Source organism: Photobacterium phosphoreum, assembly GCF_002954725.1.
Taxonomy (GTDB): Bacteria; Pseudomonadota; Gammaproteobacteria; order Enterobacterales; family Vibrionaceae; genus Photobacterium; species Photobacterium phosphoreum.
Map to the genome: position 1 here is coordinate 157,646 of NZ_MSCQ01000003.1, position 25,292 is coordinate 182,937.

The following is a 25,292-nucleotide window of genomic DNA, read 5'->3' on the forward strand; positions in this document are numbered from 1 at the left end:
TCGTCATGGTATCAAATCACGAAAATATCACTGCATCATACCTGTATTTATCAGTAAGATGATAATGGTAATCACTAATCAAACTAAAAGGTTTCACCGATAGGTAGCTAACTATGTGGTATCAAAAGACGATTCATCTTACCCCGAGAGCGCGTGGTTTTCATCTAATAACCACTGAGCTAGAGCAAAATTTAGCAATAATTCAATCATTAAAGGTCGGTATTGTGCATTGCTTTATTCAGCATACATCAGCCAGCTTAACCATTAATGAAAATGCCGATCCAACTGTTCGTGATGATATGGAAGCACATTTTAATCATAGCGTTCCCGAACGCGCTACTTTCTATCAACATACCGATGAAGGTGATGATGATATGCCAGCCCATATTAAAACCGCATTACTCGGAAACAGTATTAGTATTCCTATTACTGATGGCCAGCTTGCGTTAGGTATGTGGCAAGGAATTTACTTAGGCGAACACCGAGATCACGGTGGTTCACGGCGAGTCGTTATTACCGTTCAAGGTGAATAACCATCGATAACACTTTGATAAAAAACTCATAAAAAACCCATAAAAAAGCCGCGAACGAATGTCGCGGCGCTTACGGTTATTAATTATTTATTCAGTTATGACATTGATTATGAATAGGTCATTGCCACTCGAGGTGTCAACTTGGTCATTAGCTCATAAGCAATCACGCCAGTATATTGCGCGACCACTTCCGCGGGTAAACCTTTACCCCATAAAATGGCTTCATCACCGACTTTATCTGTCGCATTCGGCCCCAGATCAACCGTCAGCATATCCATCGAAACTCGACCAGCGGTTGGTACGATACGACCATTAACCACTACAGGAGTTCCATTAGGTGCGCAACGTGGATAACCATCACCATAACCGATAGCAATAACACCCACTTTAGTATCACGCTCACAAGTCCAGATACCACCATAACCGACTTTTTCACCTTGTTTGACGTCACGTACCGCAATTAAGCTTGAGGTTAACGTCATCACTGGTTGTAAGTTATAGTTTGATGCCATGCGGTCTAATTCATCAAATGGTGACACGCCATACATGATAATACCAGGACGGATCCACTCAAAGTGACTATCAGGCCATGCTAAAACCCCGGCAGAGGCTGCAAGTGAACGCTCACCTTCATAAGGTTTAGTTAAGGTTGAAAAGCACTCTATTTGCTTGACGGTAATATCACTACTTAGATCATCAGCATTACCAAAATGGCTAATAAAGCGTAATGGCTTAGCGACATTATCGCAGTCGTGTAACCGTTGCATAAATTGTGGCACTTGTTCTGGACGTAATCCAAGACGATGCATACCAGTATCTATTTTAACCCATACCCGTACAGGCCCATCTAGCTCTGCTTGCTCAAGCGCTTCAAGTTGTTCAATTGAATGCACTACGGTATGAATATTATTAGTCACTAATACAGGTAAATCTGTGGGGGCGTAAAAACCTTCCAATAATAAGATCGGTTTTACCACTCCACCCGCACGCAGCATTAACGCTTCTTCTATGCGTGCCACACCATAAGCATCAACATTGGTAAGGCTCTTTGCCACATCTAACAACCCATGTCCGTATGCATTGGCTTTAACCACCGCCAAAATTTTACTGTTTGGTGCCTGCAGGCGGATTTGACTCAGATTATGTGCCAAAGCTTGGGTATCAATATGTGCAGTTGCAGCTTTCATCCAATATCCTAAATAATTTTTAAGGCTTACTCTTCATCAAAAGCAGGGCCAGCATAGTTATCAAAGCGAGAGAACTGGCCTTGGAACGTTAAACGTACAGTACCAATTGGACCATTACGTTGTTTACCTAAGATGATTTCAGCGATCCCTTTAAGGGCACTGTCTTCGTGATAAACCTCATCACGGTATATAAACATGATTAAGTCAGCATCCTGCTCAATGGCGCCAGATTCACGCAAATCAGAGTTAACAGGACGTTTATCTGCTCGTTGCTCCAATGAGCGGTTAAGCTGGGAAAGGGCAACAACGGGCACATTCAATTCTTTCGCTAATGCTTTTAGCGAGCGTGAGATCTCAGCGATCTCTAAGGTACGGTTTTCTTGTAAGCCGGGAACACGCATCAACTGTAAGTAGTCGATCATGATCATACTAAGACCACCATGGTCACGCGCAATACGACGCGCACGAGAGCGAACCTCGGTAGGCGTTAGACCTGAACTATCATCAATAAACATATTCTTCTTTTGCATCAGAATACCCATGGTTGATGATATTCGCGCCCAATCTTCGTCATCCAATTGTCCAGTACGGATCTTGGTTTGATCAACACGCGATAATGATGCCAACATACGCATCATGATTTGTTCAGCGGGCATCTCTAATGAGAAAATCAGCACCGGCTTTTCTTGATCCATCGCCGCGTTTTCACATAAGTTCATCGCAAAGGTGGTTTTACCCATCGATGGACGCGCAGCAACAATGATCAAATCAGACCCCTGCAAACCAGCAGTCTTCTTATTTAAATCAGTAAAGCCTGTTGAAACCCCTGTCACACCGTCTTGGGGTGATTGATAAAGCAACTCGATACGTTCCAGCGTACGCTCTAAAATAGTATCAACATTTTGGGGGCCTTCTTTATCGTTAGTGCGTTGTTCTGCAATGGCAAACACTTTACTTTCGGCCATATCCAGCAAATCTTCACTGGTGCGGCCTTGAGGATCATAACCCGCATCTGCAATTTCATTAGCAACCCCAATCATGTCACGGATCAAAGCACGTTCACGGACAATATCAGCATACGCTAAAATATTGGCTGCTGACGGGGTGTTTTTAGCTAATTCAGCAAGGTAAGCAAAACCGCCAACATCATCAAGTTTATCTGAGCGCTCAAGATGTTCAGACAGCGTGATCAAATCAAGTGGCTGTCCACCTTCCAATAAGGCTGCGGTTGCCTCAAAAATAATCCGATGAGGACGGCTGTAGAAGTCTTTTGCAACTACTTTCTCAGCAACAGTATCCCAACGCTCATTATCCAACATTAACCCGCCAAGTACTGATTGTTCAGCCTCAAGCGAATGGGGTGGCATCTTAATGGCGTCCATTTGATTATCTTTTAATTGTTTCGATTTACGATTATCTGTCATAGCAATTGTGCATTTACCAAAACCAAGAACGGAGCTCGACAGTATAACCTATCCCCTGCTTCTGCGTAGCTATAAACCATTGCGATTGATCACTTCCCAGCCTAACAATTATCCACCTTTTTAAGTTGACGAAAAGTATGACAACGATTCCTAACCAAAAGCTGACAAATTTAGGCTAGAATGCGGCGATCAATATTTTTATCTTCAATTTACCCTGCCAGCGGAGGACTTTTGGCAAGATATATACTCACATTACTACTGCTTGCCACTACCGCAGCCAATGCCAGTGAAGAATCAACACCAGAAGCACCGAGTGAACCCTCACCGCTAACCAGCACTATCGGCTTGGGTTATCAAGCACTATCGGGCAACTCTGATTCCCAGACCATGAATGGTAATGTGGCGCTGACATACACCAAAGGTCGTTATCAAACCAACGCCGATGCTAAGTTTATTATGGCAAAAAAAAATGGCCAAGAAGATAAACGAAAACTATCAACCAGCTTAAAATCAAAACGAATGATCCGTGATGGGTATTATTTTTATGGTAATGGTAGCTATATTGATGACCGCTATGGGCCTTATTATGCAGATTCGATCGTTTCAACGGGTATAGGTTACCGTTTATTTAGCTATGAAACCTTTCAAACATTGGTGGATATTGGTCCTGGCTTTCGCCACCAAGATCCTAATCTCGATGAGATAAAGAGCGACAGTATTGTTAAACAAGAAGTTGTTAATGAAATGGTACTGCAAAGTACGATTGATATGCAATGGAAGCCTTTAAAGTCATTAACATTAAGTGCTAAATTCAATTTTATATCCGGTAAAAGTAATACCACACTAGAAAGCTCATTCAATGCCACCAATGCTATCACTGATAATATTGCCTTAAACTTAGGCTACACTCAAACCTATTATTCATGGGTGCCAGAGGGCATGAAAAATTCCGATACCACCACTACGATATCGTTAATTTATACGATCTAGTCGCCAACGCCCCAAATTACAGACATAAAAAAACCAGCCCGAAGGCTGGTTTTTTACTATTAAAGCTAAAAGCGATTACTGAGCAGCAACAACGTTTAGTTTAACAGTTGCGAATACGTCTGAGCTTAGCTGAACGCTAACTTCAAATTCGCCAGTAGCACGTAGTGCGCCTTCAGGTAGACGTACTTCACTCTTAACAAGTGCAACGCCTGCAGCAGAAACTGCTTCAGCGATGTCACGAGTACCGATTGAGCCGAATAGTTTACCTTCGTCACCAGCTTTAGATGCAATAACTACACCTTCAAGCGTGTTTAGTGCTTCAGCACGTGCTTGAGCAGCAGCGTGTTGCTCAGCAACTTTAGCTTCTAGCTCTGCGCGACGTGCATCGAACATTTCAACGTTCGCTTTAGTCGCCATAACTGCCTTAGCTTGTGGGATAAGGAAGTTACGAGCGTAGCCCGCTTTAACGTTAACCTGGTCGCCAAGGCCACCTAGGTTAGCGATTTTATCAAGTAGAATAACTTGCATTATCTTGTCCTCTATAAAGTTCTAAAAACGACTAACGCTTACAGATGCTTATCTGTGTACGGAAGAAGTGCTAGGTAACGAGAACGCTTGATAGCGCGAGCTAGCTGACGCTGGTATTTAGCGCGAGTACCAGTGATACGGCTAGGTACAATTTTACCAGCTTCAGTGATGTAGTTTTTCAGAGTTGCTACGTCTTTGTAGTCAATCTCTAGTACGCCTTCTGCTGTAAAACGGCAGAATTTACGACGACGGAAGAAACGAGCCATGGGCTATCTCCTGATCTAAATTAAGTCAATGTGATCGGCATGCAAAACTAATTTCCCGATGCCATTACGGCCGGTTTGGTAAGAGATAAATCCCTCCACCTTAATATTGCTTCCGACAACTAAATCTTGAGTGAGAACTTGTTGACCTTTACCACTGATTACCACGTTAATATAACAATATATTTGGCGTGGTAAGTCAGCTTCCCGCTGCACAGAACGATGCTCAAGCACAAAGTGACAATGAGGTATGCCTGCCGGGGATTGGCTTCGTTTGGGATGCTTGGCAATAGTACCAGTCAACACCAGACGATTAGTCATTTAGCAAATTACTCAGCAGCTGCTTCGCCTTCAGATTGTGCTTCAGCACGATCGTCACGCTTAGTAAAACGCTCTTCTTTAGCCTTCATCATAGGAGATGGCTCAGTTACAGCGTTTTTAGTACGCATGATCATGTTACGGATCACTGCGTCGTTGAAGCGGAAGTTTGACTCAAGCTCGTCAATAACAGCCTGCTCAGCTTCAATGTTCATAAGAACATAGTGTGCTTTGTGCAGTTTGTTGATTGGGTAAGCCATTTGACGGCGGCCCCAATCTTCTAGACGGTGAATTTGACCACCAGAATCTTTGATAGCAGCAGTGTAACGCTCGATCATGCCAGCAACTTGCTCGCTTTGATCAGGGTGCACCATGAATACGATTTCGTAATGACGCATAGGTTGCTCCTTACGGATTATTCAGCTTCCCTTGTCGGCTCGGTTAACCTGAGGAAGCAAGGAACTAAAAAAAGAACCGAGAATTTGGATGACGGATAGTACAGAGAATGATCAATCTAGGCAAGCTTATTTTATCGCCAGCAACCGCTTTTCAATGAAATGAACCTTAACCTCAGCTTATCATGCTCACAACGCAATGATTCTCATAATTGCTGTATAAATTTCATACCGCTAGGTAATAAAAAACCCGCCTAGTCACAACTAGGCGGGTTTAAATAATTATGCAGTTATTTGACGTTAATCACGCATTATCCGCGTTGACGTACCGCTTCAAATAAACAAATACCGGTCGCAACCGATACGTTCAGACTTGATACTGAACCCGCCATTGGGATTTTGATCAAATCATCACAGGTCTCACGTGTTAGGCGACGCATACCTTCACCTTCAGCACCCATAACAATCGCCAATGGCCCTGTTAGTTTGCTGTGGTAGATATCGTGCGTTGCTTCACCAGCAGTACCCACAATCCATACGCCTTTATCTTGCAGCGCACGCATAGTACGTGCCAAGTTAGTTACGCGAACTAATGGCATGATCTCAGCTGCACCACAAGCCACTTTACTTGCGGTTGCATTTAGCTGTGCTGAGCGATCTTTCGGTACAATCACCGCGACAGCGCCAGCAGCATCGGCGTTACGTAAACATGCACCTAGATTATGCGGATCAGTCACACCATCAAGAATAAGCAGTAATGGATTTTCTTGCGTAGCCAATAAATCATCAAGGTTGTTTTCGTTATATTGCTTACCAGGACGCACGCGCGCAATAATACCCTGATGAGAAGCACCATCAACTTTGTCATCTAATGCTTTACGGCCCGCTTCTTGAATCGTGATGCCTAATTCTTGTAACTCAGTAATTAACGGCAGCAAACGATCATCTTCACGCCCTTTGAGTACGAATACTTCAATAAAGCGCACCGGATCAGATGCAAGTACAGCTTTAACGGCATGGATGCCAAAAATCATATCATTACTCATGGATTAACTCTTCTTTGCTGCGCGTTCTGATTTACCCGCACGTTGCTTTTTCTTCTTGCGAACTTTGGGTTTCTTTTTAGGATCAGTCAGCGGCTTTTCATCCGATAACTTACGTGGTTTTTTATTTCTTGGCTTTTTCTTTTTAGCGTCAGCTTGTGGAATCGCGCCTTCTTTTAAATTTTTACGTACCGAAGAACGCTCACGTTTATTTTTAGAACGTGATTCATCAGCTACCGCTTCGCCATTTTCAACTTTAAACGCAGGCATGCCTTGACGCTTTAAGCCATCAGCTTTACGCATGCGTTGTTTTTTCTCACGCCCTTTAGCCGTTTTACCCGCACCGCGTTGTTTACGCTCAGCACCAACGATATCAAAATCTAATTGACGATCATTTAAGTTAATAGCCGCCACTTTAACGTGCACAGTATCGCCTAAACGATAAATCACGCCCGAGCTTTCACCGACTAAGCGTTGACCCACAGGATCAAATTGGTAGTAATCATTAGCAAGGTTTGAAATATGCACTAAACCGTCAATGTTGAGTTCATTGAGTCGTACAAAGAAACCAAAGCCAGTCACGTTAGCGATAACACCTTCAAACTCATCACCAAGATGATCTTGCATGTACTCACACTTGAGCCAATCAGACACATCACGGGTCGCGTCATCAGCACGACGTTCAGTGGTTGAACACTGCTCACCGATAGCATCAATTTCCTCAAATGAATAATGATGACCGCCAGTTAACGTATCGTTTTTAGTGTTACCCGCTTGTTTAGCAATTAAGTATTTAATCGCACGGTGCAAGGTTAAGTCAGGGTAACGACGGATTGGCGAGGTAAAGTGAGCATACTGGCTCAGTGCTAAACCAAAGTGACCAATATTATCCGCTTGATAAATCGCTTGCTTCATTGAGCGCAGTAGCATGGTTTGAATTAATTCACGATCATTACGATCTTTAATTAAATTCGCTAATGCTGCGTAATCTTTTGGACTTGGCTCTAAACCACCACCAAGTTCTAAACTTAGCTCGCCCAAGAAATCACGGAAACCTTGCAGACGTTCTTCACCTGGGATGTCGTGAACACGGTATAACGCAGGCTCTTTGGCACTTTCAACAAATTGTGCTGAGGCGATATTGGCTAAAATCATACATTCTTCGATGATTTTATGCGCTTCATTACGGACTAACGGTACGATGTTCTCGATCTTACGATCAGCATTGAAAACAAACTTGGTTTCAATGGTTTCAAATTCAATCGCACCACGCGCTTCACGAGCAACTTTCAGCGCTTTAAACATGCTGTAAAGTTCTTCAAGGTGCGGCACTAATGGCTGGTAACGTTGACGAAGTTCTTCATCACCATCAAGCATGTTACTTACTTTAGTGTAAGTTAAACGCGCATGTGAATTCATCACCGCTTCATAGTGCTTATAACCAGTAAGCTTACCGCCCTCAGAAACGGTCATTTCACACACCATACACAAGCGATCGACTTGCGGGTTAAGTGAACATAAACCATTTGAAAGCACTTCTGGCAGCATTGGAATAACTTGAGCTGGGAAGTAAACCGAGTTACCACGTTTTAGGGCTTCGTTATCCAGCGCTGATTTAGAACGCACGTAATAACTTACATCGGCAATTGCCACCCATAAACGCCAGCCACCATCAGGATTACGCTGACAGTGAACCGCATCATCAAAGTCACGTGCATCTTCACCATCAATGGTTACTAACGGCAATTGACGTAAATCAACACGACCCAATTTAGCATCTTCTGGTACTTCTTCCATCAGATGCTTAATTTGATTGTCGACTTCTGATGGCCACACATGTGGAATATCATGAGTACGCAGGGCGATTTCAATTTCCATACCCGGCGCCATATTCTCACCCAGTACTTCAACCACACGACCCACCGCATTATGCTGACGGGTTGCACGTTGATTGATCTCAACCACAACCACATTACCCATGCGGGCACCTTGACGGACGTCTTGCGGAATAATGATATCTTGTGCAATACGAGAATCATCAGGCACCACATAACCCATGCCGTCTTCAAGGAAGAAACGACCAACAATTTGGTTTGGTGATTCAGTTAATACACGTACAACACGGCCTTCGCGACGACCACGTTTATCTTCGCCATCAGCTTGCGCTAAAATGTAATCACCATGGATCACACTGCGCATTTGATGGGCAGGTAACAATAAATCAGTGTCTTTACTGTAAGTACCTTCAGGACGTAAGAAGCCAAAACCATCGCGGTGGCCGATAACGTACCCTTTAATTAAATCTAAACGCTCAGGCAATGCGTAACATTGGCGGCGAGTAAAAATTAATTGACCATCACGCTCCATCGCACGTAAGCGACGACGCAGGCCTTCATATTGATCATCACCCTCAAGCTTTAACGCAGCAAATAACTGGTCGCGGCTAACGGGTGTACTAAAACCACGAATTACTTCTAGTAGTAGTTCACGGCTTGGAATAGGATTTTCGTAATTAGATGCTTCGCGTTCGCGAAAAGGATCAACCGGTAAATCGGTAGTACCTTTAGACATAAACAGTTCCTGTTGGCCAACCATACTTTAAGTATACTCAGCTCTTAGGTGAACAGATGGGAACAGGTAATTTCATAACTACCTATTCCACTAAATAATAGGGAGTAGTGTGATGCTAGATCATTATCTTTGAATGATCTTAGTGTTCTGCAGGCAACCCCAATAAGACACGCAATGGTGGATTATTATCTACCAAAGTCAATAATGTGTACTTATCTAGCTCATTTAAAAAAGCATTACGCGCATCAGCAAGGATCCCCTTGAGCTGACATGCAGGAGTAATATTACAAAAATCAGGCGCACAATTGACGATTTGTAACGGTTCAATCGCCCTTACCACATGCCCTAATACAATATTTCCCGCAGGCATTCCTAAGCGAATACCACCATTTTTTCCGCGTACGGTTTCTACATAACCTAATTGGCCTAATTTATTAATAATTTTGACCATATGGTTACGCGACACGCCATAGGTATCGGTGACTGTTGTGATACTTGTTAACTCGCCGCTAGGCAAGCTTGCAAGGTATATCAAGGCTCGTAGGCCATAATCGGTAAAACTAGTTAACTGCACATTCACTCCTCCTGTTGCTATTTTAATCTTGTTCTTGACTAAAAGATACAGATCAGATACAACTTATAACATATATTATAAATACAACTTATAAAGAGAAAGTAATGCTCACTCAAAAAACCATTGATATCGTAAAATCGACCGCCCCCGTCATTGCCGCCGCAGGCCCTGCAGTAACCCAACACTTTTATCAGCGTATGTTCAGCCATAACCCTGAGTTAAAAGATGTTTTCAACATGAGCAACCAACAAAATAGAGACAATGACGCACCTTCTAGTCAGCAAAAAGCGTTATTTAATGCGGTTTGTGCTTACGCTAATAACATTGATAATTTAGCAGCATTATTACCTGCCGTAGAAAAAATAGCCCAAAAGCACACCAGTTTTTTAATTACTGCCGATCAATATCAAATAGTGGGTCATCATCTGTTAGCAACCATTGATGAATTATTAGCACCAGGACAAGAAGTCTTAGATGCATGGGCAGAAGCTTATGGTGTGTTAGCTCATATATTCATTAGCCGTGAAGAAGAAATTTATCAAGAGAGCAATGATAAAGACGGCGGCTGGCGTGGTACGCGTGAATTTATCGTTACCAGCAAACAAGCTAATAGTGAATTAATTACCAGCTTTACCTTTACCCCCGTAGACGGTGGCCAAGTCGCGACTTACAAACCTGGGCAATATTTGGGTATTTATATCAATGCGAAAGAATTAGCGAACCAAGAAATTCGTCAATACAGTTTATCGTCAGCACCCAATCACAGTCATTATCGCATTTCAGTTAAGCGAGAAGCACAAGGAACGGTCTCAAACTATCTTCACGATAAGATCAATATTGGCGATAAGGTTAACTTAGTCGCACCTGCTGGTGATTTTTTCTTGAATGTTAATTCACAAACCCCCGTTACTTTAATTTCTGCGGGTGTGGGATTAACACCAATGCTAGCGATGCTTGAAACGTTAACTCAACATCAGGCAGCAGTGAATTGGTTGCATGCCACAGAAAATGGTCAGCAACATGCTTATAAAGATCATGTAAAGACACTGGCTAATCAACATTCGCACATCGCTGCATTGACATGGTACAACGCCCCAACCAGCAGCGATCGTCAAGCAGAAGACTATGATTACCAAGGCTTAATCGAGCTTGATAAAATCACAAATCAAATTTCAGATCCTGAAATGCATTTTTATTGCTGTGGCCCAGTCGGTTTTATGCAGTTTATCGCTAAGCAGTTAATTGAATTGGGTGTCACCACTGATCGTATTCATTACGAATGCTTTGGACCACACAAGGTACTGTAACGTCTTTAGCTGACAACGCCAGAGTCGATCCATAATAAAAACAGCACCTCATTAGGTGCTGTTTTTTATTGCACTGAATAACTGCTGTTACCAAAACGATGAGCGTCGTTTAGCGCGCGCAATAATATTCGCTGGCATCTTTTTTTCTAACTGCTGACGTAATTGACGGATTTGTTGATATTGGCCTTTCTCGGTGGTCACGGTTTGATATAACCATCGATAAGCATCTTCGTAATCTAAAGGGCTGCCATTATCGGCAATCAGCAATTGCGCTAATTGAATTCGAGCGCGAACATTGCCTAAGGCGGCAGCTTCCCGTAAATAAGGAATAGCGCGTTGTTTATCTTGTTGTAAAATAACACCCTGAGCGTAATAACGTCCCAGCTGTTCCAATGCAACAGGCACCCCTTGTTGAGCAGCGGCACGCATATAATATAACCCCTGTGCTACATCTTTAGGCACACACACCCCCCACGCCAACATATCACCATAAAGAAATTGATAAGCGGGTGATTCAATTTGTTCGGCGCGTGCTTGAATATCTTGTACTAACTGACAATCATCGGCTTTAACTTGAGCTAAATGCTGATTGGTTGTAAACCATGCACTCAACTGATCCTCGGAATAAATAGGCACAGCCTCTCCAACCCCAGTGATCGCATGAACCGGTGTTGCCAACCAAGCAGCAAACATTATCAACCAGGATTTCATTGGCATTCCTCAAACGTCGAATAGTTAACTATCGGCAATTTGAGACCAAACTTTAACGCAATACAGATCGTACTATAACGCTATTATTCAGCTATAAAAAAACCAGCTCGAAAGCTGGTTTTTCTGCTTAAAGCAACCGCTAGTGATTACTCACCGTATGGATGTACTTTAATGATCGTTTCGTTGCGATCAGGACCCGTTGAAATAATATCAATTGGCACACCTGTTAGCTCTTCGATACGTGCAATGTAATCAAGTGCTGCTTGTGGTAGCGCATCCAGTGTTTTGGCACCAAATGTTATTTCGCTCCAGCCAGGCATTGTTTCATAGATTAGCTCTAGATCTTCGTACGCATCAGCCGCCATTGGAGAAACTTCTAGAATCTCACCAGACTTCGTTTTGTAACCAGTACAAATTTTCAGCTCTTTAAGACCATCTAGTACGTCTAGTTTAGTTAGACAGAAACCAGAGATAGAGTTGATTTGTACCGCACGACGCATAGCAACCGCATCAAACCAACCAGTACGGCGTAGACGACCAGTCGTTGCGCCAAACTCGTTACCAACAGTACCTAGGTGCTTACCTACTGGATCTTGCTTTTCTAAACCATCATATAGCTCAGTTGGGAACGGACCAGCGCCAACACGAGTACAGTATGCTTTTGCAATACCAAGAATGTAACCTAAGTAACGAGGACCAAAACCAGAACCTGCAGCAACACCACCAGCAGTGGTCGTTGACGAGGTTACGTATGGGTAAGTACCGTGGTCGATATCAAGCAATGTACCTTGCGCACCTTCAAACATGATCTTGTCGCCACGTAGACGTGCATCATCAAGTTCTTTCGTTACGTCGATAACCATTGATGTTAATAGGTCAGCTTGAGACAGTACTTTTTCTAGTACTTCTTCGTAGCTTACAGGCTCAGCATGGTAGTAATGCTCAATCTGGAAGTTATGGTAAGCCATGACTTCTTTAAGCTTTTCAGCAAAGGCTGCTTTATCAAATAAATCGCCAACGCGAAGACCGCGACGAGCAACTTTATCTTCGTAAGCAGGACCGATACCACGACCAGTAGTACCAATTGCTTTTTTACCACGAGCCGCTTCGCGAGCTTGGTCAAGAGCAATGTGGTAAGGAAGAATCAGTGGACAAGCTTCTGATAGGAACAGACGCTCACGAACAGGAATACCACGTGCTTCTAGTGGGCCCATCTCATTCATTAGTGCATCAGGAGAAAGTACAACACCATTACCGATGATGCATTTAACATTGTCACGTAGGATACCTGATGGGATCAGGTGAAGAACAGTTTTCTCACCGTCAATAACTAGGGTGTGACCGGCGTTGTGTCCGCCTTGGTAGCGAACTACATATTTTGCATCTTCGGTCAGCAGGTCAACGATCTTACCTTTACCTTCGTCACCCCATTGGGTGCCAAGAACGACTACATTATTTGCCATCTTTCTTCATCTATCATAGTTAAAAAAGGATTCTAGCACCTTAACCGCCCGCTTGCAGTCATTTTTGGCTTAATACATTTCATATTTGACGCGTTTTATCTGTTTTTTATGGCTGTTTTTCTACATTCTTAAATACATCATATACGCAATAACACTGCCAGCCACGACCAGACAGCCACCAATACGACGTAGCGTATTATCATCTTGTTGGCTTAATTGACTAACCATATTGCGCCATCCTTGGGGGGCGAATAATGGTCCTAAACCTTCAACAATTAACACTAAACCAATGGCTAATAAAATTGTATTCATCATGTATTTTATCCAAAAAAAAAGACAAGGCCAAAGCCTTGTCTTTATTATAACGATTACGTTGTTAGTAAAGCGAGCTTACTTTGCTGGTAGCTCTGAATGGTTCATATATTTAAAGAACTCATTATTCGGATCAATAACAAGAATGTCATTTTTCGAACTAAAGCTCTTTTCATACGCTTTCAGAGAACGCCAGAAGCTGTAGAACTCAGGGTCTTGATTATATGCTTTTGCATAAATCTCAGCCGCTTTTGCATCTGCGTCACCGCGTACAACTTGTGCTTTACGCTTCGCCTCAGCTAAAACTGTTGCCACTTCAAGTTCTGAACGAGCACGAAGCTCTTCAGCACGTTGACGGCCTTGAGAACGGTAGCTACGTGCCACTGACTCACGCTCAGCACGCATACGACGGTAGATAGACTCACTGATTTCATCTGGTAAATTGATTTTCTTAATACGGAAATCAACTACTTCAATACCTAAGTCTTTCGCACTTTCACGCGTTTCTTCAAGTACATCAGCCATGATTTGATCACGTTGGCCTTCAACTTTCTTCACCGGTACCACACCTTCAATTACCGCTAGAGCAGCTTTTGCCGCTTTAGTTTGTGCAATATCAGACGATGTAGTAGATGCTGAAGTGCTGTCTTCTCCAGATACGATTTGCTTGATTTCTTTCGCACCAATTTCGGCACGTAAGCTATCAACAACTTTACGCTTTAACAATGATTCCGCTGTTGATGTATTACCACCACCCGTTGCTAAGTAATATTTACCGTAATCTTTAATACGCCACTTTACGTAGGTATCAATGATCACGTCTTTTTTCTCAGCTGTTAGGAAACGGTCAGCTTGGTCATCCATGGTTTGAATACGCGCATCAAGATCATGCACACGATCAAAAACAGGAACTTTAAAGTGTAAACCTGGCTCGTAAATTCGTGCAACTTCGGTATTGTTATCTTTTATGATACGACCGAAACGCACGACGATACCACGCTCGCCCTCTTTCACGACAAACATAGACATCAATAATAGTGCAATAAAAATCACAACTACTGGGATGATTAACTTACGCATAATTAATATCTCCCTTGACGGCCAGTGTCAGCGCGTGGTGTTGGAGCGACTGGCGTTGGTGTTTCCACTTTTTCCAATTCAATACCACTTAATCGGCCAGAATCTACTGGCTTTTTCGCTTGGTTATTTGATTGATTCATTAACTTTTCAAGTGGTAAATACATCACGTTATTACCACCAGATTTAGTATCAATTAACACCTTGCTGGTATTGCTGTATACACGTTCCATCGTATCAAGATACAGACGTTCACGGGTTACTTGCTTAGCGGCTTCGTATTGTGGCAACAGCTTATCAAACTGTGCAACATCACCGAGTGCACCATTAATAACACGCTCAGAATAACCTTCTGCTTCGTTCTTCAGACGCTCAGCACGACCCGTTGCTTTTGGCAAAATGTCATTACTGTAAGCTTCTGCTTCACGCACATAACGTTCTTCATCTTCACGTGCTGCAATAGCATCATCAAAGGCATCTTTAACCGCTTCTGGTGGACGCGCACTTTGGAAGTTAACGTCCACAACACGGATACCCATGTCATATTTTGCGATAATTTTATTAATTGCAGCTTGAGTATTCGCACGAATAGTCTGACGGCCCGTTGTTAACGCTTGATCCATAGTTGAATCACCGATAACCGCACGCAGTGCAGAATCTGTTGCTTGACGCAAACTATCATCGGCATTGGTAACACTGAACAGGTATTTCTCAGCATTATCAACACGGTATTGGACATCCATCTCAACTTTCAATACATTTTCGTCTTTGGTTAGCATTAAGCCAGAAGCTCGTAGCGAACGAATTGCTTGTACGTTAACAGGGATGACTTCATCAATAAAAGTCGGCTTCCAGTTCAAACCCGGCTTGACGATTTGATCAAACTTACCGAAGCGCAGCACAACACCTTGTTCTGCTTCACTTACAGTGTAAAAGCCTGAAAATCCCCATACAGCCACAGCTAAAACTGCAACAGCACCCAAACCTACAGCGCTACCGCTGCCTGTTGGTCCTTTTTTATTACCAAACACACCACCAACCTTACGACTTAGTTTTGAGAAAACCTCATCCAGATCGGGTGGTCCTTGTTCACGTCCACCATGATTTTTATTACCCCAAGGGTCTTTATCATCACGGCCGCCGTTGTTACCAGGCTCATTCCACGCCATTATAGAACTCCATCAATGTGATATGACGACAGTTTTTATTACTCAGCAATCCATTAAGCAACGATGTAGTCATCTAACGAAGTACTTTCTCTTTTTTGTAACCGCGACCATTCTGCCATCGGTAAGCGAATATCAATCATTAAACAGCCATCTGATTCATACTCTTCTTGCACAATACATCCCATCTGATAAAACTTACTGCGTAGCCGTCCAATCATTTCAGGCGGCAAACGCAAGCTGTGCTTTATCATTGTTCCTGCAAGACGTTCTGTTAAGGCTTGGAATAACAAGTCAATGCCTTGCCCTTCCATGGCTGATACCCAAACTCGTCGAGGTAAACCCTCTTCGTCACGCTCAATTCGTGGTTGTGCATTATCCAAGTTATCAATTTTATTCATAACAAGTAAAACAGGAACGTCGCTGGCCTCGATTTCATCAAGTACGGTATCTACCGCCTCAATGTTCTCGCGAAAACGATCATCACTGGCATCAACCACATGAAGCAATAGATCTGCTTCTTGTGTTTCTTTTAATGTTGCTTTAAACGCAGCCACTAAATCGTGGGGTAAATGTCGAATAAAACCAACAGTATCTGCAAGTATCGCTGCACCGACATCTGCAACTTCAATCTTTCGCAATGTTGGATCTAAGGTAGCAAACAGCTGATCGGCTGCATATACCCCAGCATCGGTAATACGATTGAATAATGTTGATTTACCCGCATTGGTATACCCAACTAATGACACCGTTGGGATTTCTGCTCGATTACGCGCTCGACGTCCTTGATCACGTTGTTTAGCGACTTTATCTAAACGACGTAAAATTGTTTTAATACGTTCTCGTAATAAACGTCGATCGGTTTCTAACTGAGTTTCACCTGGCCCGCGAAGGCCAATACCACCTTTTTGTCGCTCAAGGTGAGTCCAACCACGAATTAATCGAGTTGATAAATGCCGTAATTGTGCTAGTTCAACTTGCAACTTACCTTCGTGGGTACGTGCGCGTTGGGCAAATATATCGAGAATTAACCCGGTACGATCAATCACTCGGCATTGACAAAGCTGCTCTAAGTTTCGTTCTTGTGCAGGTGACAATGCGTGATTAAAAATAATTATATCTGCATCAACAGTTTTTACTGCATCGGCGATTTCTTGCGCTTTACCTTCACCCACATAATATTTTGGAAGCGGTGTTTTACGGCTACCCGTAACTACGTGCAGCGCGTTAACTCCAGCGGAAGACACTAGCATTTCAAATTCGCTAAGATCTTCCCATTCCTCATCTTGAGTGAAGTTTATATGAACAAGAATAGCCTGCTCACCAGCTTCATAACGGTCAAACAAGTAATCGACTCCTTATTTGAAAATAATCTTACTCTTCTGTTTTTTCTGGACGGTCGCTTCCTGCTGGACGATCACTCGCATGGTGATGATTCACCGGACGAGCGGGAACAACAGTAGAAATAGCATGCTTATAAACCATCTGGTTGACGGTGTTTTTAAGTAAAATGACAAATTGATCAAATGATTCAATTTGGCCTTGTAGTTTGATACCGTTTACCAGGTAAATAGAGACCGGGATTCTTTCACGACGCAGCGCATTCAAAAACGGGTCTTGCAGAGATTGCCCCTTAGCCATTATTTCTTTTCCTTATTTGTTTGTAGTTGTATTAGCAACGAACAAAAACTAAAAATACGCAAAGCAGTTCAGAGTATACACGTTAATTAAACATCACATCTAACTGAGTTTGTGACGGTTTGTAACGCGCTATCAACATCACTACTATCCAACCAAGTCAAATCTTTCCAGCCACGAAGCCAAGTGATTTGACGCTTTGCCAATTGACGGGTAGCACAGATACCACGGAAAACCGCTTCATCTATGTCATGTTTCCCGTCCAAATATTCCCACATCTGTCGATAACCGACACAGCGCATAGAAGGAAGTTCAAGGTGAAGATCACCACGGTCATACAATGCCCGCACTTCCTGTTCAAACCCTGCTTCGATCATTTTTTTGAACCTAAGCTCAATTCGATGATGCAGTACAGCCCTATCCGTGGGCGTAATTGCAAATTGGTGAACCTTATAAGGTAACGATTCACCTTGAGTCTTTGTTAACTCAGTTAATGTTTTACCTGAGATGCGAAAAACCTCCAATGCACGAGATAATCGCTGTGGATCATTAGGGTGAATCCTTGCACCAGCCACAGGATCAATTTGCACTAATTCATCATGCAGTGCTTGCCAACCTCGAGCTTCAGCATCTTGTTCTATACCGGCGCGAACAGTATTATCTGCCGCAGGTAATGGTGACAAACCTTCCAATAATGCCTTGTAGTACAACATAGTACCACCGACCAACAAAGGAATCCGCCCCGCAGCTACTATATCAGCCATTTCTTTTAGTGCATCCGAACGAAAGTCTGCAGCAGAATAACTTTGCGCTGGATCACGAATATCAATTAAACGATGCGGTGCTAGTGACAATTCATGCGCATCTGGTTTTGCTGTACCGATATCCATCCCTTTATAAATAAGGGCGGAATCGACACTTATCAACTCAACGGGTAGCTGCTCCCGCAACCGAATCGCTAGATCAGTTTTACCTGACGCTGTCGGGCCCATTAAAAAAATTGCTTGTGGTTGTGGCTTAGTCATAAATTACTTAAATGCTTCTATCGCTGCTTGCATATCAACAGGACGAACAAGTTGCGCTTTAAACGTCATCACTTGTTCCCCCCATAGCTGCTCTAATTCGGTAATTAACTGAATCGCTTGTGCCAAGGTATAACTTGTTACCGGCATATGGCATTGTTTAGCGAGCCAGAATAAAAGGTTATCCCATCCTTGAGCATCAGGATCATCACTCACGGTATGAAGATAGGTTAACAAATTTGGGATTAACTGTTGTAAGTTTTGTTGCCTTAGTGGCATACACACCGCAAGAATAATAATGCTATTACGTCCTTTGGACTTTAGTTGGATCCCTAATTGCTTTAATAATTGTCCATGTTGCTCAGCGCACTGAATCAATTCCACCTCAATCGGCACAGCCAATGGGATCAATAACGGTTGGGGCTTTAAGCCTTCCGTTTTTGCTAACTGTAACTGGCCAACGTGACGTAAGTGCTCTGCGATCGGTAAATGCAGTAACACCATTTCATGTTGCTGACTCAACAATAAAAATTGCTCATCAACAACAACTAATGCTTTTCCTAACCCCACATTGTTACTGTGAGAACGCTTACCCGTTATCGCTATTGGCTGTCTTGATAACGGCCATTCACGTCGCGGCTCAGCTATTCGAGTCGAGGGTTCGGTTAATGTAACTTGGCTCGGTGTCGATTGAGTCGGTTCAGTGTTATCTGTTGTAAGCAGCTGTTGATAAGCTTTACGCTCTGTCGCAGTAGGCCCAGGTTCACCATAATGGCGAGGAGAAGCATTTGCATACTGTCCAGATTTTGAACCTTGCTGACGTTCAACAGGTACTAATTGTGATGAATTTTTTGGGCTACTCTTTTGACTATAGCTTTGTTGAGTATCTTTACTAACTGAATTTGCTAATAAAGTTTTTTCATTTGAAAAAGTAGAGACAGAACCTTGATTGGAATCAGGTAGGGATATAGGTGTAACTGGCGATGAATCACTTGCAGCTAACCAACTATCGGGTGCAGCCTTATTCGGGTAATCAGGCATCGCAGCAATAGTGTGTGATGCGCGATCAATAGGATCGGTAGTTACCTCAGCATGTGCACTGGCTCTCATTGGTGCTTGATACTGATGCGCATCATCAACATCTGCGGCTTGCTGTAATGCACTTTGCAGGGTTTGATAAATAAAATCATGCACTAATCGAGCTTGATGAAACCTAACTTCATGTTTGGCAGGATGAACATTAACGTCCACTTGATGTGGATCAACCTCAATATACAACACATAAGCGGCATACTGATCGGATCGTAAGCTTGATTCATACGCTTGTCGAATCGCATGATTGATCAATTTATCTTTCATCATACGACCATTAACGTAGCAATATTGAATGTCATTTTGGCTACGAGCTCCTTGTGAGCTACAAATCCAACCTGATAATTTCAAATCACCATGCGCTAATTCAACCACTAATGCATGTTGCAAAAAGGAAGGTCCACAAGCGGCAGCTAAACGGCGTTCTTGTTGTAATGCATTATCAGCAATACGATATTGTCGCACCAATTTACCGTTATGGCGCAGTGTGATCGCAACATCAAAGCGGCTTAAAGCAATGCGTTTGATCAGTTCATCAATATGAGTAAATTCTGTTTTTTCAGTCCGTAAAAACTTACGTCGCGCTGGAGTATTAAAAAACAAATCCAAGACTTCCAGTGTCGTACCTACGGGATGAGCGGCAGGTTTTAACTGAACATCCATATCACGACCTTCAGCATAAGCTGACCATGCTTCTGCTTGATCTTCGATACGTGAGGTTAAGGTTAACCGTGAAACTGAACTGATACTGGCGAGGGCTTCACCACGAAAGCCTAAGCTAACAATGGCTTCTAGATCATCCAATGAGGCTATTTTTGAGGTCGCATGACGGCTTAAGGCCAAACCAAGTTCATCCTTAGCAATGCCTTTACCGTTATCACGAATACGAATCAGCCGGCTGCCACCTTTTTCGATATCAATATCGATTCGAGTGGCACCGGCATCTATACTATTTTCAACAAGCTCTTTGACTACCGATGCGGGGCGTTCAACAACTTCACCCGCTGCAATCTGGTTAGCCAGCCGAGCGGGTAAAATCTGAATCGGCATAATTAACTTCTTGGAATGATTAGCGTCTGTCCTACTGCTAGTTTATCAGAACGTAGCTTATTCGCATCACGAATAGTTGCTACAGATACCCCATATTTTGCCGCAATCTTACTTAGAAACTCACCACGACGTACTTTATGACGTTCTACTTTCGTCGCCGCAACGGCAATTTTTAGTTTCTGTCCGACCATGACCTTGTCTGACTTTAAATGGCTCGTTTGACGAATGCTACTCATGGTGACCCCATATTTAGCCGCAATTTTGCCAAGATACTCACCACGCGTCACGGTATGCCACACAATACGAGTGGCTGGAGCGTGATTAGTTACCACTTTAGCAGCTGCCGTTTTTACAACAGGCGCAGTCGTCGCAGTAGTAATGCCAGAACCAGGGATCACAAGAACTTGACCAATATTCACTGAATTTGATTTCAAGTTATTAGCCGCTTTAATCGCCGCCATTGATGAACCATATTTCGCGGCAATACCACTTAATGTTTGGCCAGACGTGACTTTATGTTTCATGCCTCCAGCTTTCAAACGCGAAGCAAACAACGTGCCTTCAGGTGGATGGGCGGTAAAGTACTGTAAAATGCCTTTATAAACCGCATTAGCTAGTTGATTTTGATGGGCATTAGAGGTTAATTCACGCTCTTCAATTGGGTTCGTAATAAAACCTGTTTCAACTAATAATGATGGAATATCTGGTGATTTCAAGACCGCGAGACTGGCATATTGCGGTACCGTTTTGTGTAAACGCGCAATATGGCGCAAATTCGCCAAAACGCGTTTAGCGACATCGTAGCCTTCTTTCTGTGAATAACTAAATTGCAGATCGAGTACCGCACGACCTAAATATTTATCTTTAGGATTGCTTGATAATACATCGCCACCACCCAGCAACTCTGATTGCTTCTCGCTTTGCTCTAACCAACGACCAATCTCAGTATTAGCACGACGGGTGTTTAATACCCATACCGATGCACCACGAGGTTTAGGTGAACTAAAGCCATCTGCGTGAATAGAAACCAATAATAGCGCTTTATTTTTACGTGCGATCTCTGAACGTTTACTTAATCCTACATAATAGTCACCACGACGAGTCATGACCGCACGCATACCGGTTGTAGCATTGATTTTAGCCGCTAATTTACGCGCAACAGCTAAAGTTACGTTCTTTTCATATTTATGGGTTGGTCCAATAGAGCCGGGATCATCACCACCGTGACCCGCATCGACTGCGACCACAATATCAGCCGTACCTGAAGGTAACTTAGCTAAATTGTTTTCAGTCGCAGTTTCTTCTGCTTGCTCTTCTTTATCAACAGCCCCAACGCCAGAACCATTAGGTAAATCCATTACCAATCGATAGCCATAGCTACCATCAGGTGTTGGTGAAAGTGAGAATATTGTTGGTTTCGTGGTACGTTTAAGTTCAAACACTAATCGCGTAGTGCCTTTTTCAGGCGCATTACTGCTACGAATAGTGGTTAAGATCTCACTCTTAGCAACAGTGATTGGTAACTTGGTTTTCAGTGAGGTCTTGTTCAAATCGATCACTAATCGTGACGGATTAGATAGCATAAACTGCGAATAATCTGCTTGGCTTTGCATATCTAACACGACACGCGTTTCATCAGGAGCCGGCCACACCCGTACTCCTTTTAGTTCATTTGCAAAAGCGGTAGAACTAACTAATCCCACTCCCAAAATTAGAAGATTTGCATACGTCCGTAACGCCATTTCTAATTAACCTAATTGTAAGTGGTTGATCAACGTTGAACCATAATCCGTATTCGACGTTACTAATGCTGTTCGGTGATCGCCGTCATAACGCAATTCCAATTCAAGATCAGGTGCGGGCAACATACCGATGCCTTTTTCTGGCCACTCCACTAAACAAATAGCATCATTGGTAAAGTAATCACGGATCCCCATAAATTCTAATTCTTCTGGATCCGCAAGACGGTATAAATCAAAATGATAAACTTGCCAAGGCGCAAGATCATACGGTTCAACCAATGTATAGGTCGGGCTTTTCACATTCCCTTGATGACCCATTGCACGGATAAAGCCACGACTGAATGTGGTTTTACCTGCACCTAAATCACCATGGAGATATATTGTTGTTTGTTGCGTGCAGGCTTTAGCCAATTTAAGGCCAAAATCTACCGTTGCCTGCTCATCAGCAAGGGAAGTTTCAAATGTTTGCATTATATTTTATCTTGGGTTGACTAATTGACGAATAAACGGAAAAAGATCAGCCGCCAGCATACCACGCTCGCCGCTTTGCGCACATAAATCTGCTGCTTTAAGATAAATCAACACCTAGATCTCTCTTTGTCGAAATAAAGATCTCACTGCAGATGGTCGCCTAATTTTACCGCAATAAAGCAATACCATTCAATTTATGTCAGGCACATATTCAGCACAGGTGCAGCTTTACACCTTTGCAGATTATCTCAGCTATTATTGCAACCATTGACAATAGTGTGTCAGCTTGTGAGATTACAGCTATCCCTTCTTCAGTGATTAACAATAAGTATCAATTAAATTGTTACCTATTAGCAATCATCACTAATGACCACTCTAAAATAAGAATGTGCTAGAATCCGTTCCCTGATTTTTACCCGTAATAAGACTGACACTATGACTATCGATTATCAACAACTCGCTCTGCAAATTAAAATCTGGGGACAAGAACTCGGCTTTCAAGCGGTAGGGATCAGCGATATCGATTTGTCACAACATGAAGTCCAATTACAACGATGGTTAGATGCTGGCTACCATGGTGATATGGACTGGATGGCACGCCACGGCATGATGCGAGCCCGACCACATGAATTATTACCAGGTACCGTCCGCGTAATCAGTGTCAGAATGAATTATTTACCACCACAAGCAGGTTTTGCTCAAACCTTAAAACAACCAACAAAAGCCTATATTAGCCGCTATTCGCTTGGACGAGATTATCACAAACTGATCCGCAACCGTCTTAAACAGTTAGGCCAACGGATTGAAACCGTTGTCGGTGAATTTGGCTGTCGACCATTCGTCGATTCAGCACCGGTACTTGAACGTCCATTAGCTGAAAAAGCAGGATTAGGCTGGACGGGGAAACACTCACTCATTCTTAACGACCAATCAGGCTCATGGTTCTTTTTAGGAGAGCTGTTAATTGATCTCCCCTTACCCATAGATGAGCCAGTAAGCAATCAATGTGGTAAATGTGTCGCTTGCATGACTAGTTGCCCAACGGGTGCCATTATCGAAGCAGGGGTAGTTGATGCGCGGCGTTGTATTTCTTATCTCACTATCGAATTTGACGGTATCATTCCTGAACAATATCGCGCCGCCATCGGCAATAGAATTTATGGCTGTGATGATTGCCAATTGGTATGTCCATTTAACCGCCACGGAGAAATAACCGCAGAAACAGACTACCACTGTCGTGATACGCTGTTTCAACAAGATCTGGTAGCACTCTACCAATGGAATGAAGCAACATTCTTAAAGAATACTGAAGGATCGGCTATTCGCCGCATTGGTCATATGCAATGGTTACGTAATATTACTATCGCACTAGGTAATGCGCCGTATCAAGTAGATATCGTGACAGCGCTAACGATGCGTCAGGGAGAATATCCATTAGTCGATATTCATATTGAGTGGGCTTTAGAGCAACAGCGCCAAAAACACCAGCAATTGGTTATCGATGTTCTGCCTAGCTCAACTAAACGGTTAATACGGATCATAGAGAAGGGTCTACCTCGAGATGCGTAACACTCTGGGTATATGTGGAAAACTTTTTAAATTAAGCTAAAAACAGTAGGGAAATTAAAGATTAAACACAGGGAGTGGATAACATAATCAAGATGGTTATCCCGATAGGGAAAGAATCAAATGAACTGTGTAAAAATTGTAGATAAAACAAAACTAACCCTTAATAAACAAACAGTTATCCTGTTAGCTATTTATGGTTAATAAGACTAATAGTTTCAGATCTATTACCCGTTATAAAGTTATTCACACCTAGCTATCACATCTAATCAACCAACTTACCCACAGATTTTTTTATGTGGATAACTCTGTTAATGTAACTGTGATCTAACGGTGCAATAAATCTAAAACACTCACTAAAATAATGACTTATCAGGTATTGTTATCAATGAATAACAACAAACAAAATAAACCACAATATTGCTATCATAGTAAGTACAATTTATCAGTGTTAGGAAAGAGCATTTGCCATATATGACAATATTGATCTTACAAAACATCTTTGCAAATAGCTAAGATGAAAAAAACAACCATTAGGTTGCATGATCAATAGCAGATGATGTAATCGAAGCTGATTGCTTCTAAGTGGGCTTCGTAGTCAAACTAGAAACACTTGAAGCAGTACACTGATGATATCGGTAATCGAATACCTCAGGAATACCACATTAAGACTAATACTTCACAGTAGTAGTTCACCGATAAGTTCGATGATAACTAAATTGGAGCGACACACGAGGTTCGAACTCGTGACCTCAACCTTGGCAAGGTTGCGCTCTACCAGCTGAGCTAGTGTCGCAGAGCTAGGTCTTTCACCTATCATTTATCACTTAAGCGGCAATAAATTATTAA

General features: G+C 42.7%; 24 protein-coding genes and 1 tRNA gene. 4 read left to right on the plus strand and 21 right to left on the minus strand.

Translation table 11 applies throughout. The features are described 5' to 3' along the window. Positions 1-113: 113 nt before the first annotated feature. Positions 114-533, plus strand: coding sequence for a secondary thiamine-phosphate synthase enzyme YjbQ (locus BTO21_RS18565; RefSeq protein ID WP_045030933.1), 420 nt, complete (start codon positions 114-116; stop codon positions 531-533). Between the two features lie 107 nt (positions 534-640). Here BTO21_RS18565 and alr read toward each other — a convergent pair whose 3' ends face one another. Continuing rightward, the gene (gene alr / locus BTO21_RS18570) at positions 641-1,720 is read right to left on the minus strand and encodes an alanine racemase (RefSeq protein ID WP_045030935.1); all 1,080 of its coding nucleotides are present in this window, start codon (positions 1,718-1,720) and stop codon (positions 641-643) included. A 26-nt stretch (positions 1,721-1,746) separates the two neighbouring features. Beyond that, entirely contained in the window at positions 1,747-3,144 is a 1,398-nt protein-coding gene (locus BTO21_RS18575; RefSeq protein WP_045030937.1) for a replicative DNA helicase, read from the minus strand. Positions 3,145-3,375: 231 nt separating this feature from the next. Here BTO21_RS18575 and BTO21_RS18580 point away from each other — a divergent pair, with 231 nt between their 5' ends. Further along, positions 3,376-4,134, plus strand: coding sequence for a DUF481 domain-containing protein (locus BTO21_RS18580; RefSeq protein ID WP_045030939.1), 759 nt, complete (start codon positions 3,376-3,378; stop codon positions 4,132-4,134). Positions 4,135-4,209: 75 nt separating this feature from the next. On the opposite strand, the gene rplI is transcribed toward BTO21_RS18580, so the two are convergent. The 7 genes from rplI to nsrR all read right to left on the minus strand — a co-directional run bounded on the left by rplI (position 4,210) and on the right by nsrR (position 9,826). Then, the gene (rplI, locus tag BTO21_RS18585; RefSeq protein ID WP_045030941.1) at positions 4,210-4,662 is read right to left on the minus strand and encodes a 50S ribosomal protein L9; all 453 of its coding nucleotides are present in this window, start codon (positions 4,660-4,662) and stop codon (positions 4,210-4,212) included. A 38-nt stretch (positions 4,663-4,700) separates the two neighbouring features. After that, positions 4,701-4,928: a 30S ribosomal protein S18 gene (rpsR, locus tag BTO21_RS18590; RefSeq protein WP_045030943.1), complete on the minus strand. Its 228-nt coding sequence runs from the start codon at positions 4,926-4,928 to the stop codon at positions 4,701-4,703. A 15-nt stretch (positions 4,929-4,943) separates the two neighbouring features. Further along, a complete protein-coding gene (gene priB, locus BTO21_RS18595; protein WP_036788812.1) occupies positions 4,944-5,246 on the minus strand; it encodes a primosomal replication protein N in 303 nt (100 codons plus the stop codon). Between the two features lie 8 nt (positions 5,247-5,254). Next, complete coding sequence (gene rpsF / locus BTO21_RS18600; RefSeq protein WP_045030945.1) at positions 5,255-5,641, minus strand: 30S ribosomal protein S6; 387 nt, start codon at positions 5,639-5,641, stop codon at positions 5,255-5,257. Positions 5,642-5,949: 308 nt separating this feature from the next. Next, the gene (rlmB, locus tag BTO21_RS18605; protein WP_045030947.1) at positions 5,950-6,684 is read right to left on the minus strand and encodes a 23S rRNA (guanosine(2251)-2'-O)-methyltransferase RlmB; all 735 of its coding nucleotides are present in this window, start codon (positions 6,682-6,684) and stop codon (positions 5,950-5,952) included. A gap of 3 nt (positions 6,685-6,687) precedes the next feature. Beyond that, positions 6,688-9,252: a ribonuclease R gene (gene rnr / locus BTO21_RS18610; RefSeq protein WP_045030949.1), complete on the minus strand. Its 2,565-nt coding sequence runs from the start codon at positions 9,250-9,252 to the stop codon at positions 6,688-6,690. 139 nt (positions 9,253-9,391) lie between these two features. Further along, positions 9,392-9,826 (minus strand): nitric oxide-sensing transcriptional repressor NsrR, encoded by a 435-nt coding sequence (gene nsrR / locus BTO21_RS18615; protein WP_065192464.1) that lies wholly within the window; start codon positions 9,824-9,826, stop codon positions 9,392-9,394. A gap of 104 nt (positions 9,827-9,930) precedes the next feature. Here nsrR and hmpA point away from each other — a divergent pair, with 104 nt between their 5' ends. Next, positions 9,931-11,133: an NO-inducible flavohemoprotein gene (hmpA, locus tag BTO21_RS18620; protein ID WP_045030953.1), complete on the plus strand. Its 1,203-nt coding sequence runs from the start codon at positions 9,931-9,933 to the stop codon at positions 11,131-11,133. An 87-nt stretch (positions 11,134-11,220) separates the two neighbouring features. Here hmpA and motX read toward each other — a convergent pair whose 3' ends face one another. The 11 genes from motX to tsaE form a co-directional block, all read right to left on the minus strand. Continuing rightward, positions 11,221-11,844 carry a flagellar protein MotX gene (gene motX / locus BTO21_RS18625; RefSeq protein WP_045030955.1) on the minus strand — a complete coding sequence of 208 codons (624 nt, stop codon included), beginning with the start codon at positions 11,842-11,844 and terminating at the stop codon, positions 11,221-11,223. 146 nt (positions 11,845-11,990) lie between these two features. After that, the gene (locus BTO21_RS18630) at positions 11,991-13,307 is read right to left on the minus strand and encodes an adenylosuccinate synthase (protein ID WP_045030957.1); all 1,317 of its coding nucleotides are present in this window, start codon (positions 13,305-13,307) and stop codon (positions 11,991-11,993) included. Between the two features lie 120 nt (positions 13,308-13,427). Next, positions 13,428-13,622, minus strand: a complete 195-nt coding sequence (locus BTO21_RS18635; RefSeq protein ID WP_045030959.1) for a DUF2065 domain-containing protein — start codon at positions 13,620-13,622, stop codon at positions 13,428-13,430. Between the two features lie 75 nt (positions 13,623-13,697). After that, positions 13,698-14,699, minus strand: a complete 1,002-nt coding sequence (gene hflC / locus BTO21_RS18640; protein ID WP_045030961.1) for a protease modulator HflC — start codon at positions 14,697-14,699, stop codon at positions 13,698-13,700. A gap of 2 nt (positions 14,700-14,701) precedes the next feature. Then, positions 14,702-15,865, minus strand: coding sequence for an FtsH protease activity modulator HflK (gene hflK / locus BTO21_RS18645; RefSeq protein ID WP_045030962.1), 1,164 nt, complete (start codon positions 15,863-15,865; stop codon positions 14,702-14,704). Positions 15,866-15,918: 53 nt separating this feature from the next. Beyond that, positions 15,919-17,208, minus strand: a complete 1,290-nt coding sequence (gene hflX / locus BTO21_RS18650) for a ribosome rescue GTPase HflX (RefSeq protein WP_045030964.1) — start codon at positions 17,206-17,208, stop codon at positions 15,919-15,921. A gap of 28 nt (positions 17,209-17,236) precedes the next feature. Then, complete coding sequence (hfq, locus tag BTO21_RS18655; RefSeq protein ID WP_036788836.1) at positions 17,237-17,503, minus strand: RNA chaperone Hfq; 267 nt, start codon at positions 17,501-17,503, stop codon at positions 17,237-17,239. Between the two features lie 86 nt (positions 17,504-17,589). Then, positions 17,590-18,525: a tRNA (adenosine(37)-N6)-dimethylallyltransferase MiaA gene (miaA, locus tag BTO21_RS18660; protein ID WP_045030967.1), complete on the minus strand. Its 936-nt coding sequence runs from the start codon at positions 18,523-18,525 to the stop codon at positions 17,590-17,592. Positions 18,526-18,528: 3 nt separating this feature from the next. Then, complete coding sequence (gene mutL / locus BTO21_RS18665) at positions 18,529-20,664, minus strand: DNA mismatch repair endonuclease MutL (RefSeq protein WP_105026973.1); 2,136 nt, start codon at positions 20,662-20,664, stop codon at positions 18,529-18,531. Between the two features lie 2 nt (positions 20,665-20,666). Beyond that, positions 20,667-22,406, minus strand: coding sequence for a LysM peptidoglycan-binding domain-containing protein (locus BTO21_RS18670; protein WP_045030971.1), 1,740 nt, complete (start codon positions 22,404-22,406; stop codon positions 20,667-20,669). Positions 22,407-22,412: 6 nt separating this feature from the next. Continuing rightward, on the minus strand, positions 22,413-22,877 hold the full coding sequence (gene tsaE / locus BTO21_RS18675; RefSeq protein ID WP_045030973.1) for a tRNA (adenosine(37)-N6)-threonylcarbamoyltransferase complex ATPase subunit type 1 TsaE: 465 nt from the start codon (positions 22,875-22,877) through the stop codon (positions 22,413-22,415). Positions 22,878-23,312: 435 nt separating this feature from the next. Between tsaE and queG the strand changes: the two genes are divergently transcribed. Further along, positions 23,313-24,446 carry a tRNA epoxyqueuosine(34) reductase QueG gene (gene queG / locus BTO21_RS18680; RefSeq protein ID WP_045030975.1) on the plus strand — a complete coding sequence of 378 codons (1,134 nt, stop codon included), beginning with the start codon at positions 23,313-23,315 and terminating at the stop codon, positions 24,444-24,446. Between the two features lie 717 nt (positions 24,447-25,163). Here the strand turns inward: queG and BTO21_RS18685 are convergent. Beyond that, positions 25,164-25,239, minus strand: a tRNA-Gly gene (locus BTO21_RS18685). Positions 25,240-25,292 lie beyond the last annotated feature (53 nt).